We start from the raw sequence: 12556 nt of genomic DNA on the forward strand, positions 1-12556 counted from the left end.
CTCCCCACCGTCCGCCTCCCGCTCCCCCCGCCCCCTGTTCTCTCCGTTCCCCACCCGACGAGGAGTCGACGTGACCCGTACCGACCGACGTGATCTCGGCCTGCTACTGCTCCGTCTGGGCACCGGCGGCGTGCTCGCCGCACACGGCGCGCAGAAGCTGTTCGGCTGGTTCGGCGGGGGCGGCATCGAGGGGACCGGCCAGTTCATGGAGTCCATCGGCTACGCGCCGGGCAGGGCGAGCGCGACGGCGGCGGGCCTGGCCGAGGCGGGCGGCGGCACGCTGCTGGCCCTGGGCCTGGCCACCCCCGCGGCCGGCGCGGCGTCGGCCGGCGCGATGGCGGGCGCGGCGGCCGTCCACGCCCCGAACGGGTTCTTCAACCAGAGCGGCGGCTACGAGTACGCCGCCTCCCTGGGCCTGACCGCCGCCGGCCTGGCCGTCACCGGCCCCGGCCGCTACTCCCTGGACCACCTGCTCGGCCACTCGGTCAACCGGGGCTGGATGGTGCCGGCCGCGTTCGCGGCGGTGGGCGCGGCGACGGCGCTGGTGGTGGGGGCGCGCGCCCGGCGGATGCGCGGGGCGGAAGAAGGCGGGCAGGAGCAGCCGCCCGAGGGGCGAACCGAGCAGCAGCCCGAGGTGTAGCCCGAGGTGCCGTCGGCACCGCCCGGGGAACTGTCCGGGGCCGTCCCGGGCGCAGCCCCGGGAACAACCTGGGCGCAGCCCGCGGCGCGGTCGGCGCGGGACCGCCACGGCCCCCGGTGTCGGACCCCCGTGGCAGGCTCTGCCCCCATGAGCGACCACACCACGCCCGCACCGGCCCCCACCAGCGCACCGGCCCCCGCCGACCTCTGGGACACCGTCGACGCCCTGTGGACCTGGCTGGAGACCCACCAGCCGGTCGGCGGCGAGCAGGGCGTCCTGCTGCGCATGCTGAAGCTGTCGGAGGAGGTCGGCGAGGTCTCCGAGGCGGTGATCGGCGCGACCGGCCAGAACCCGCGCAAGGGCACCACGCACACCTGGGACGACGTCCAAGCCGAACTCTGCGACGTCGTGATCACGGCCCTGGTGGCCCTGCGCACGCTGACACCGGAACCCCGGGAGATGTTCGCGCGGCACCTGGCACGGGTGGCGAAGCGGTCGCTGGGGACGCCGTGACACACGGCCGGAACGCCTCGCGCGCTCCGGCCGGAACTCGGTGCGTCCGGTATCCCCGGGGACCGGACGTAACTAGCCTCGGGCCATGTCCGGGACATCGGTGGCGCACTTCTACGACGACCTGGCCGACGACTACCACCTGATCTACGCGGACTGGGAGGCGAGCATCCGCCGGCAGGGGGACGCCCTGGACGCTCTGATCGGCCGGGACCGCGCGGCGGTGCTCGACTGCTCCTGCGGCATCGGCACGCAGGCCATCGGCCTGGCGCGGCACGGGCACCGCGTCATCGGGACCGACCTGAGTCCGCGCGCCGCCGCCCGCGCTGCCCGTGAGGCCGCTCACCGCGGCCTGACGCTGCACACGGCCGCCGCCGACATGCGGCGCCTCCCGTTTCCCGACGGCCGGTTCGACACCGTCGTCTGCGCCGACAACGCGCTGCCCCACCTTCTGGCGAGCCAGGACGTGCGCGCCGCCCTGGCCGAGATGCGCCGCGTGCTGCGTCCCGCCGGGCTGCTCCTGGTCAGCACACGCCCCTACGACGACCTGCTGCGCGACCGCCCCGCTTCGACAGCCCCACAGGTCCACCGGCCCGCCGACGCCGGGGAACGGGCCGTCGCCTTCCAGCTCTGGCACTGGCACGACAACGGCGAGCACTACGACCTGGAGCACTTCCAGCTCCTGTCGGCAGGCGGGGAATGGCGCGTCCGAACCCGCCGGACCACCTACTGGGCGCTCGGCCGGGACCGGTTGACCGGCTTCGCGGCCGACGCCGGGTTCGTGGACCTCGAGTGGCGGACGCCGCGGGAGACGGGCTTCTTCCAGCCGCTGCTCGTGGCACGATCCGGCAAGTAGCCGACTCCACCACCTGCCGGCCACCCGCCGGTCCCTTCACCCGGAGCGCTCCGGGGCCGCCCCGGCGGTCGTCCCGGTGCCGTCAGGGTCCGCGGCCGAAGCAGAAGGGCTGAAGGGCCAGCACATGATCATTACTGGCGTGGGCGAGGGACCGGTCCCGGGCCTCGGTGGGCCGGCACGTTATTCCGGCTCCACTCACCATCGCCGTGGGATCCGCACCCGCGTTCCCGTCATCCGCCGCCGGCCACGCGAGCACGTGACAGCCTCGGTTTCTTCCGGTATTCGGACACACGTCTTCACCACACCGGGACGCTCGGCCGCCCCGGGCCGACCGAGCGAGCCGTGCAAGGCGCGCGGAGCGGGATCCAGGATGTGCGTAAACTCAGTCAAACAATGCGTCCCCTCATGCACAGGCGATCACCGATCCATTGGACGCGAGGCCGTCACGAGTCCCGGAGGAGACCATGTCCACGACCGCAGGATCGCCCCCGGTTGTCGTCACCTTGGCGGAGATCGCCCGCATCGCGGGGGTCGGGCGCGCCGCCGTCAGCAATTGGCGGCGACGGTACGACAACTTCCCCTCTCCTGTCGGTGGCACCGACACGAGCCCGCAGTTCTCCCTTCCACAAGTCGAGGAGTGGCTCAGGCGCGAGAACAAACTCAAGACGGCGCTGAATCCACTCGACCGGCTCTGGCCGGAGTACGAGTCCCTGGGCGACCGGGACACGACAGGTCTGCTGGTGGCTCAGATAGGACTCCGGCAGAGTGGCGTCAGGGCAGGTGGACCGACGGCGGGGCCGCTCCTTGATCAGCGTCAGACCCGCCTTCTGGAACGCACCCTCGAGCTGGCGGAGCAGGACGAGGAGCACAGGGCCTTCGACCTCCTCCTGGAGCGGTGGCTTCGGACGCACGTGCGGCAGATCACGACGACTCCGGTGCAGTTGGCCGGACTCATGGCCCAAGCCGCAGCCGTGAGCCGCCCAGGCCCTGTGCGGAGCGTGCTCGATCCTGCGTGCGGCGTGGGGACGCTGCTCGTCGCAGCCGGTCGGCAGTGGGACGCCGACCATGCGGCGGGACTGCGCTTCCTGGGCCAGGACAGCGACGCGGTTCTTGTGGAACTGGCCAAAGCGCGCCTGACGGTCGGCGGCTTCGCCGGCCGCGACCTGTCCAACGTTTCGTTGGCGGCGGGTGACACGTTGCGGGCCGATGCCCACCCTGGAGCGCAGGCCGATGTGGTCCTTTCCAACCCGCCTTCGAACGAACGTGACTGGGGTCATGCGGAACTCGCCACAGACCCGCGTTGGGCGTACGGGCAGCCTCCGCGCACCGAACCGGAACTCGCTTGGGTTCAACATGCCGTGGCGGCTCTGGCTCCTGGAGGCGTCGCGGTTCTCGTACTGCCGCCCGCTGTGGCGGCGCGCCGCGCGGGGCGCCGGATCCGGGCCGGTCTCCTGCGGTCCGGTGTGCTCCGGGCCGTGATCGCCCTGCCGCCCGGTGCTGCTCCGCCCTACGGTGTCGGGCTGCATCTGTGGATTCTGCGCGCGGACGGGGGCGGGGACGGAGCGGACCGCACGGAGCTCACGTTCGTGGACACCACGTACACCACTCGTCCCGCGTCTGTCGACAAGAGTGGCGTCGACTGGCCCGCCGTGACAGCTCAGATCATGGAGGTTCTCAGCGGCACGAGCACGCTGGGAAGCGTCTCGGTGCCCGTGGTCGACCTGCTGGACGAACAGGTGGATCTCACGCCGGCACGACGTGTTCCGAGAACACGGGCCGCCACCATCGTCGATCTCAGGCGCCTCTGGACGCAGTTCGACGCGCATATGAGGGAACTGCGCGATGCCGCCGAAGTCCTGTCCGCACTCGTCCCCGCGGACAGCGACGAGGCGGTTCCGCTCATCAGCGTCGCAGAGCTGGAACGAGCCGGGGCTCTGGAAATCCGGACCGGGCAGGGGCTGCCGGAGTCTCTGGTGCGCCGCGGGGAACGCCAGGAGGGCGAGGCGCGCGTCCTCACGGGCGCTCCGCTGTCCGGGCAGGCGCAGCTGTGGCTTCCTGCGTCGGCCGTCGCGGCGGGTGATCAGGACGGCTCGCTCACGGTCACAGCGTCCCAGGACGTCATCGTCTCGGTGCTGGCCCGTTCCTTCGACGTACGGGTGGACACCGACGCCCCGTCCGTCCTGGGGCCCCAGCTCGCGGCGCTCAGGGCGAATCCCGCGGTACTCGACCCATGGTTCCTGTCCGGCTGCTTGCGCGCCCCGGCCAATGTGCACAGGGCCGGCACACACGCGTCCACCACGTCACGCATCGACGTACGGCGGCTGCACATCCCGAGACTCTCGCTGGAGGAGCAGCGCCGGTACGGGGAGATCTACCGGAGGATCACCGCCTTCGAATGCGAGATGACCGATATGAAGAGCGTGGGGGGTGAGCTGAGCCGGGCGCTGGGAGACCTGCTGGCCGCTGGGCACCTTCCCCGGAACTGATCCGGTTACGGCTCGGGCAGCCGGGCGAGAAGGTCGGTCACCTCCGCTTCGTAACCGGATTCAGCAAGTTCGACAGCGACCTCGCGGCAGCGGCTCATCAGCCGGTCGAGATCCGGTACGGCGACGGGAAGCAGGCTGTACATCACCGCGCGCCAGCCGCTGAACGCCCCGGCGAAGTCCCCCTCGGGCATCAGGCATTCGGCAATCCCGAGGCGGGCCTCCAGCACAAGAGGATCCGAGGGATCTCCGTTCTCGGCCACGTACTGGTACTGCTCCTTCGCCTCGCCCGTACGGCCGTTCAGCCGGGCGGCGTCAGCGCACACCAGCCGCCCCTCCAGGACGAGCGGCTCGCGGGCGCCCCAGTCCGACACCGCCTTGGGCAGCAGGTCGAGGAGTCCAGCGCAGCGGTCGCCAGGACCGTCGGCGAGCAGTTCCGCCCGGGCCTGGGCGATCCGCCCCGCGAACTGGTTGCGCCCCAGCCACCCGCCGCGACGACGGACCGGACGTCGCGATGCGCTACGGGGGGTGAGCCGGGTGCCCGCCGTGCCGGTCGTCGAGCTCTCCCGCAGCCGATAGCGTGCGGTCGGGTCCGGATCCAGTTCCGGGTCCGGGGCCGGGTCGCCCGGCTTCGGCAGGAAGTCACGAAGAACGTTCAGCACTTCGTCGATGGTCTCGGGGCGGTCCGCCGGGCTCTTGGCGAGGAGGTCCCAGGCCAGGTCGTCCAGTTCCTCGGGAATGCCGACGTTGATGCTCCGCAGACGCGGCGGCAGGTCCTCGAGATGCTGGGTGTCCTTGTTCCGGTCCGGCTTGTCCTCGAAGGGCTTCTCACCCGTGAGGAGTTCGAACAGCACACAGCCGAACGCGTAGAGGTCCACCGAGGCGGAGATGTCCTGCTGGCCCCGCAGCTGCTCCGGAGCCATGTACCCGGCGCTGCCCGGGGTCGCACCGAGTGCGGTGTAACGGGTCGCGTCGGGGTCGGTGAGGTAGGCGATACCGAAGTCGAGCAGCTTCACCGCTCCGTCCGCGAAGGCGATGACCACGTTGCCCGGCTTCAGGTCCCGGTGCACGACGCCGTTCGCATGCGCGTGCCTCAGAACTTCGGCGACCTGGACGGCGACGGCGACGGCGACATCGAACGGGAACGGCCGGCGCGTGTCCAGGAGTTCGCGCAGGCTGACCCCTTCGACGTATTCCATGACGAGGTAGGGCTCCTCGCCGAGGTAGCCACGGTGCAGCAGACGCGGAATCCCGGGGTGCTTCAGCTCCTCGAGGACGGCACCTTCGCGTTCGAACCGTTTCAGCAGCTCGACCCGGCGTCGCACCCGCTCTGCCGGAGTGAACCGACCTTGCGTGTAAGCGTCGAGCCGCAGCACCTTGACAGCGACCGCCTGCCCGGTTCCCAGATCGGTGGCCACCCAGATGGTGCCCATGCCGCCCTGGTCGAGCGCTTCCTTGACTCGGTAGCGGCCGTCTAGGACTTCCCCGGCTTCCACGCCTCACCCCCGGCTGTTCATGACGCGGCGTCAGCCATACTGTAATGGTTCACAAGCCACATTGAGTCAATCACTTGACTCAGTTCACAAAGATACGCTTCCCTGGGTTCGTTGGCGCTCTCGTTTCACCACGCCCGTAAAGGGGTGCACCGTGTCGCTCCACCCGCCTCCGCCCGGAACGAACGGAGACATCCGACTCATCCGCACCTCGCTGCCGCTGCTGCGCGAGGACCCTCAGGACTGCCCGCGCGGCAACGCCCTGCGCGCCAGGGCACTGCTCGCTCAGGTTCCGCCACGCCCACGGAGCAAGCCCGTCGAGGACTTCGCCCTCGGGCCGGTCATGAGCGTCCTGGATGCGATCGAGCACGAGGGAGAGGACGTCGACACCGCCTTGAAGCGGCTTCTGAAAAATCAGAAGTATCACGTGGGGCACGCGAGTTGGACTGAATCAGCCGTTCGGTCCTACCTGCTGGCACGCGCGGCGCGCGAAGCGCAGCGGCTTCTGCTCGGACGCCCGCCGACCCTGCCGGTCCGCGCCCAGTGGACGGCCATCACCCAGAGCGAGGCTCCGGACGCACGCGGGGCGATCCGCTACGAGCGCACAGCGTGGGGACGCCGGTACGCGTCCGCCGACGGGTCGGAACGCGAACTGTGGCTGCTGTCCGTGAATTCCGCCAAGGGGAACCGGCCACCGGCCGAGATCGCGGAGGCGGCGGCCGTGACAGCGGCCGGCATCCCCTCCCGGTCGGCGTTCCGGGACATCTTCCGTCCGGCGCCTGGCAGCACCGTACGCCCGCAGCGCGTCCGAATCGTAGGCATCGGCTGCGGCAGTGGCGATCACGACGTGCTGGCCGACTGGGACGCCGACGAGGTCGAGCGGCGGTTCACCGAGCACGCCAAGCCGGTGCTGCGCCGGGTGATCGAGGACGACCGGCTCAACCCCGGCTCCAGTTGCACGCGCTGCGAGGGCCTGGTCTCCTGCGAACAGCCGCCCCGGACTCCCGGAGTTCTCGGGGTCTCCGGGCCGCGCCGCCCCCGCACCCGCCGCTCCGTGTCCGCGAGCGACCTGCGCGTCCATGCGCGCTGCCCGGCGCAGTTCCACCTCACCCGTGTACTGCACCTGAAGTCGACGAATCCGGAGAGCGAGCCGATCCGCAGGGGACGAGCGGTCGACGAGTGGCTCAATCTCCGTCATAAGAACGGATGTTGCCGTACGGCCCCCCTCCCGGACACCCTTTCCGGCCTCTCCCCCGCCGAACTGCCGGCCGCCCTCGCCCTGGTCGCCGAACACCAGCGGGCCTGCCCTCTCGACGGCCTGCCACCCGACGAGGTCGTACGGGTGCAGCCACGCCTGACCGCGTACGACCCCGAACTGGACGTCGTCCTGATCGCCGACCCCGACCTCCTGTACACCCGTTCCGGAGGCTGGATCTGGCACGAGACGAAAACGGCTGCGAAACCTCCCTGGGAGGGACGCCCGCTGATGGAGACGTACCCGCAGCTCGCCTTCGCGGTGCTGATGATGTCCGCCGGAGTGCTCGGTGGTGATCCGCGCCGGTCGCTGATCGAGCTGGAAGTGCTGTACCTGGACGCGGAAGGAATCGGGAAGTCGCGCTGCGAGGAGATCGATCCCGGCGATCCCGAAACCCGGACCGAAGCACGCCGCATCATCGCCGGGCTCGCCGGCCCCTGGGCGGTGGACGAGACCTACGCGCCGACGCCAGGCGGCCACTGCGGCGGCTGCGACGTGCTCACACACTGCGCGGCCGGCCGCGCGCACCTGGAGGAACGGTGACCGCGACGACCGACGACGGAATGCCGCTTCACGACAACGACTGGTCCGCCCATCGCGGCATCCCCCTCATGCGCACGCTCGCCACCGCTCTCACGGTGCTCGACGCGGCCACCGGCCCCGACGCCTTCTCCCTGCCCTACCCGCCCGAGGTGCAGCGCGCCCTCGACCGGACGGTACTGGCCTGCCTGGAGCGCGGGGCCGAACCTCCGGTGAGCCTTCCGGATCTGCTGTCCTGGTGCCGCGAGCGACCGGTGGCGGACTGGCCGGTGGACCTGCCGGCCGAGGCGGCCGGTCCGGATGACCTGCTGCTCGACCCGGACTCCTCCCGCCCCACCGAGTTGTGCTACGAGTGGGCGGAGCAGTTCTCGGACACCGCGCTGGTTCTCTACGACCGCGAGATCATCCGCGCCGCGCTGAGGTTGTGCCGCGAGTACGGCGAGGAGGATGCGTACACCGAGTTCCGGCGGCTCCTGGTCACCCGGCCCGTCCTGACCTCGGCCGAGGAGTGGGCCGTGTCGATGGACCATGTGCTCGACCCGGTGAAGGAGCTTCTGAGCCGCATCTACCGCCCTGTCCCGGACAGCTACCTGCACGGTGGCGTCTACGCGACCTGCGGTCGGTGCCTCACTCTGCTGACACCGCTGCACGACGGTGGCTGGTGGTGCGAGCGGGACCGCTGCCGCCGCCGGGGTCGGCCGCCGGTGGGGCGTCGCATCGCCCAGGAGGAGGCAGGCGAGCTGCTCCAGCTGGTCAGGCCGCTGCGCCAGTTCGTCACCGGTCCCGGACGGGCGGAGGTGCACCTGGAAGGGCGGCTCACCGCACTCGGACTGAAGGTGCGGATGTGGCCGGCGTACGACGCCTACGACGTGCACGTCACCTTTCCCGACGGCTGGGTGTGGGCGGTGGACGTGAAGGACTGGGCCCATCCGGCGTTCCTGGGGCGGGCCGCCCGGCCGGTGCCGCAGGAGCCCCGGTACGACGAGGCGTTCTGGGTGGTGCCGCAGGAACGCGTCGACGACCGGCCGGGCTACATCACCACCTACGAGCGCAACCGCCCGGCCGCCGCCCGCCGAGTTCCGTTGCTCACCGACACTCAACTGCTCGCCCGCGCCGAGGACCGGCTCGCGCGCGTCGGCAAAGCCACGCACAAGGAGGAGACCGGCGATGCGTGACCGCGACAGCTGGCACCACCCGGTCAGCAGGGAGCTCGCCCGCTTGTGGGACGAGGTACCCGCCGAACTCGGCGACGTGAAACCCAGCCTGCTGTGTCAGGCGGAACTGGCCCTGCGGGTCCTGGAGCACATCGCGCCGCACGAACCCGTCCGCGGTGCTTACGTCCTGTTCAGCGGCTACGAGTTCGCCGGCGCCCGCGGATACGTGACCTCCCCCGAGCATCAGGTCATGCTCACCGCGGGCCGTCACCTCCTGTGGCACCTGCGTCGCGGCCGCGCCTGGGAGCGCACCCTGGAGACCTACCGGGGGTTGCCGGACCGGCTGCGAGCCTACGAGGTCCCCGCGCTCGACCGGCCGGCCCGGCGGCGTGAGCCGGCCGTCGCCTCGGACCGGTTCGCCGTCTACGACGACGCCCTCGCCGCGCTGCCCCCACTGGCCCGCAAGGCTCTGCCCCTCGCTCCGGCCGGCCGTGCCACCTTCGTCGACCGGCGCCGCCCCACCTCCGTGACGCTGCCCGAGGAACTGCTTCCCGACCCCGTTCCCGGCCATGACCCGGAGGCGGGGCGGCCGGGGAGTGGTGAGCCGCTCACGGTCAGCCGGGCCGAACTCGTCGAGACCGCCCGCTGGATGGACGCGACGGAGCGGGCGAATGAGGTGGAGAACCCGGGCCACTGGGAGGACCGCCTCACCGAGCTGCACATCCTCCCGCGCGACGCGGACGGGCTGGGTTTCTCGCAAGAGGGTGCTCTCCGGCTCGACGGGCTGTTGCATCTGGCCGGCATGGTCGGTGCGGGCAAGTCGACCCTGATGACACTGCTCGCGGTCTGGGGGGCTCGTCGGATTCCGGCCCTGCGCACCACGCTCGTCGTGGGCGACGTGGCCGAACAACTGCGTCTTACTGCTCTGTTCCGCGATCTGGGACTGACCGCCACGCCGGTGCTGGGTCTGACCACGCGGGAGACCCACGTGCAGCGGCTGCACCGGCGGCTCGCTTCCCGTGGCGTGCACAACCTGCTGGAACACGACGACCCGGGCTTCGACCACCTGAGCACCGTGTGCGTGGTGGACGCCCTGCGTGGCACCGAAGCGGCGCGACCCCTGCGGTTCGCGGATGCGCCGTGCACCTCGCTCTACCCGGAGAAGAAGCGTACGCCGGACGACACTCCGGACTCCGGCGCACTGCCCGAGCCCTACCGGCCGGGGCAGCGGCGCTCCCCGTCCGAGGACGACCGCCCGGCGGAAGTGAAGGGAACCCCGCACGGGTGCCCCCTGTGGTACGCGTGCCCACGTCATCGTGCGGCGCGGGAGCTGGTCGACTCCCTGATCTGGGTGGCCAACCCGGCGAGCCTCGTACAGTCCGCCGTGCCGCGCCACCTGGGCGACGAGCGGCTGCGTCATCTGGAACTCGCCTGCCTGCGCAGCGACGTCATCGTCGTCGACGAGGCCGACTCGGTGCAGATGAAGCTGGACGAGATCTTCGCGCCCTCGGCGACGCTGGTCTCTCCGGGCCCGGAATCCTGGCTGGACCAGGTGCAGACCCACCGCATCGAGGAGTTGTCCCGGCAAGGTCGGCTGCCGCTCACCGACCAGGAGATCGAGCGCTGGTCCTCCTCGCTCACGGTGGTGCACGCCGCCACGGACCGGCTGTACAAGCTGCTGATCTCCGACGCGGACCTGCGCGAGTGGGCCGACATCGAGTACTTCAGCCCATGGACCCTCCAGGAGAAGCTGCTCGGCTCCTGGTTCACGGACGATGCCGATTCCAGCGTTCCGGACGGCGTGTCCGATGAGTCGGAGCTGTACGAGGCGTACGAGGACGACGCTCCGGAACCCGAGTCGGCCGGACCGGAGGTGGACGCCCACCGCGCCGAACTGACCGATCGGTTCGACGACTTCCGGGACGACCCTCTGGGTGGCCGCGGCCCGTACGACAACCTGACGGACGACCTGGTGCGCCTGGCCCAGGATCTGCTGACCACACTGTCCTCCTCCGACACTCGTGAGCGTGTCCTCGCCGTGCTGCGCCCGCTGCTCGCGGGAACCCCCGCGTCAGTCCGGGCCCAGGACGACGCCTGGCTCGATCTGACCGCCCGACGCCTGGAGTTCATGCTGCTGCTCAGCGCCCTTCATCAGCGCCTCGACCGGCTGGTCTTCCTCTGGCCCCAGGTCGAGGCCGCCCTGCACCTGGACTCGACCGGCAACGAGCTGTCCCGCCGTCCGCCACTCGACTACGCCCCCCTGATTCCCGAGGCTCCGATGGGCAATGTCCTGGGATTCCAGTACCTGCCCGATGAACGGGAACGCGATGTCGAGGGGCGGCACAGCGGCACCTTGCGCTTCTTCCGATGCGCGGGCGTGGGCCGCGAGCTCCTGCTCTCCCTCCCGGAGGTGGGAGCCGACCCGGGGCGCGGACGCAGGGGGCCGCACGTCGTGCTCATGTCCGGCACCAGCTGGGCGGGCACCTCGACACGCGCGCACGTGGTCGCCCCGGTGGGGGCGGTGCTGACACCCTCCCCACGGTCCCTCAAGGCCGTGAGCGAGTCGGAATTCAGCACACACTTCCTGTACGACGACGAGGGCCGTCCCCTGAGCCTGTCGGGTACCGAGCCGAAAGCCCGGCCCGCCGCCTGCCGGGCGATGGTCAGCCGGCTCGGTTCCCCCGGCCGAGGCGGCGCCCCGAGCCCGCTGGAGCAGGAACTGGCCAGGGTCGCCGACAGCCGCCGACGCCGGGCGATCCTCCTGGTCGGCAGCTACAAGGAGGCGCACACCGCGGCGGAGGTCCTGCACGGGATGGAGCGCTGGCACGGCCGCGTCCGTGTGCTGACGGCCGACGACGCCGACCTGGACCAGGCCGTACGCGGCCCGGCATCGCCCAGGTCGGAGACGGACCGGGTCACGGCGCTGCGCCGGGGCGATCTCGCCACGTTCGCCCAGGACCCCACGGCGGAGATCCTCGTGGCCCCACTGATGGCGGTGGAGCGCGGGCACAACATCCTCAACGCCCAGCGCAACGCGGCTTTCGGCACGGCGCTGTTCCTGGCCCGGCCGCATCCGCGCCCGGACGACCTCGCCCTGGCCGTGTTCGCGATCAACGACTGGGCGGCCCGGTTCACCCGCGACGAGCCCGGGCTCCCGCAGGGCACGTTCGGCAAGCTGGTCACGGCCGCGACGGACCTGGACGCGGCCGGGCTCGCCTTCCGCCACGTGGCACGTGCCGAGTGGCGCCGGCTGCTGTCCCGCCGCTACATCTACTCCCGCCTGTCCGACCAGGAGAAGACGTCCTTCACGTGGGACCAGTTGGTGACGATCTGGCAGGTCATCGGCCGTCTGGTGCGAGGTGGCGTGCCCGCGCGCGTGGTCTTCGTGGACGCCCGGTTCGCACCGCGTACGGCGAAGGCGCTGTCCCCCGGCTCCGCGGCGGCGCCGCTTCCCCGGGAGGACGGTCTGCTGACCGGTCTGCGCGACGTGCTCGCCCCCTATTTCGCGGAGGGCGCGCCACCGCCCGACTGCCCCGATCCGGCAGACCCCGCGGTCGCCCGGCTGCTGTACGCACCGCTGTACAAGGCGCTCCGCGAGATCGAACACCACACCTGCTGACCCGCA

Annotated in this window: 8 protein-coding genes; 7 read left to right on the forward strand and 1 reads right to left on the reverse strand. The window is 71.2% G+C overall.

The features are described 5' to 3' along the window. Window positions 1-70 precede the first annotated feature (70 nt). The 4 genes from ACIBAI_RS00200 to ACIBAI_RS00215 all read left to right on the forward strand — a co-directional run bounded on the left by ACIBAI_RS00200 (window position 71) and on the right by ACIBAI_RS00215 (window position 4492). Entirely contained in the window at window positions 71-640 is a 570-nt protein-coding gene (locus ACIBAI_RS00200; RefSeq protein WP_399030135.1) for a DoxX family protein, read from the forward strand. Between the two features lie 147 nt (window positions 641-787). Then, the gene (locus tag ACIBAI_RS00205) at window positions 788-1153 is read left to right on the forward strand and encodes a MazG-like family protein (protein ID WP_399030136.1); all 366 of its coding nucleotides are present in this window, start codon (window positions 788-790) and stop codon (window positions 1151-1153) included. Between the two features lie 85 nt (window positions 1154-1238). Next, window positions 1239-2006 (forward strand): class I SAM-dependent methyltransferase, encoded by a 768-nt coding sequence (locus ACIBAI_RS00210; protein WP_399030137.1) that lies wholly within the window; start codon window positions 1239-1241, stop codon window positions 2004-2006. 464 nt (window positions 2007-2470) lie between these two features. Beyond that, complete coding sequence (locus tag ACIBAI_RS00215) at window positions 2471-4492, forward strand: N-6 DNA methylase (protein WP_399030139.1); 2022 nt, start codon at window positions 2471-2473, stop codon at window positions 4490-4492. Window positions 4493-4497: 5 nt separating this feature from the next. On the opposite strand, the gene ACIBAI_RS00220 is transcribed toward ACIBAI_RS00215, so the two are convergent. After that, window positions 4498-5985, reverse strand: a complete 1488-nt coding sequence (locus ACIBAI_RS00220; RefSeq protein WP_399030140.1) for a serine/threonine protein kinase — start codon at window positions 5983-5985, stop codon at window positions 4498-4500. A gap of 151 nt (window positions 5986-6136) precedes the next feature. Here ACIBAI_RS00220 and ACIBAI_RS00225 point away from each other — a divergent pair, with 151 nt between their 5' ends. From ACIBAI_RS00225 to ACIBAI_RS00235, 3 genes are read left to right on the forward strand one after another with little or no spacing between them, the layout of a single operon-like run. Continuing rightward, window positions 6137-7780, forward strand: a complete 1644-nt coding sequence (locus ACIBAI_RS00225) for a PD-(D/E)XK nuclease family protein (RefSeq protein WP_399030141.1) — start codon at window positions 6137-6139, stop codon at window positions 7778-7780. Continuing rightward, on the forward strand, window positions 7777-8952 hold the full coding sequence (locus ACIBAI_RS00230; RefSeq protein ID WP_399030142.1) for a hypothetical protein: 1176 nt from the start codon (window positions 7777-7779) through the stop codon (window positions 8950-8952). The genes ACIBAI_RS00225 and ACIBAI_RS00230 overlap by 4 nt, the downstream gene beginning before the upstream one ends. Next, a complete protein-coding gene (locus ACIBAI_RS00235) occupies window positions 8945-12550 on the forward strand; it encodes a hypothetical protein (RefSeq protein WP_399030143.1) in 3606 nt (1201 codons plus the stop codon). Before ACIBAI_RS00230 ends, ACIBAI_RS00235 begins: the two co-directional genes overlap by 8 nt. The last annotated feature ends 6 nt before the right edge of the window (window positions 12551-12556 follow it).

It is taken from the genome of Streptomyces sp. NPDC051041, from assembly GCF_044456065.1.
Lineage (GTDB): Bacteria > Actinomycetota > Actinomycetes > Streptomycetales > Streptomycetaceae > Streptomyces > Streptomyces glaucus.

Excerpts from the sequence above, each read along its gene's own strand:
- ACIBAI_RS00205 (WP_399030136.1), top strand. The coding sequence starts at position 788 with ATGAGCGACCACACCACGCCCGCACCGGCCCCCACCAGCGCACCGGCC.
- ACIBAI_RS00210 (WP_399030137.1), top strand. The coding sequence starts at position 1,239 with ATGTCCGGGACATCGGTGGCGCACTTCTACGACGACCTGGCCGACGAC.
- ACIBAI_RS00215 (WP_399030139.1), top strand. The coding sequence starts at position 2,471 with ATGTCCACGACCGCAGGATCGCCCCCGGTTGTCGTCACCTTGGCGGAG.
- ACIBAI_RS00235 (WP_399030143.1), top strand. The coding sequence starts at position 8,945 with ATGCGTGACCGCGACAGCTGGCACCACCCGGTCAGCAGGGAGCTCGCC.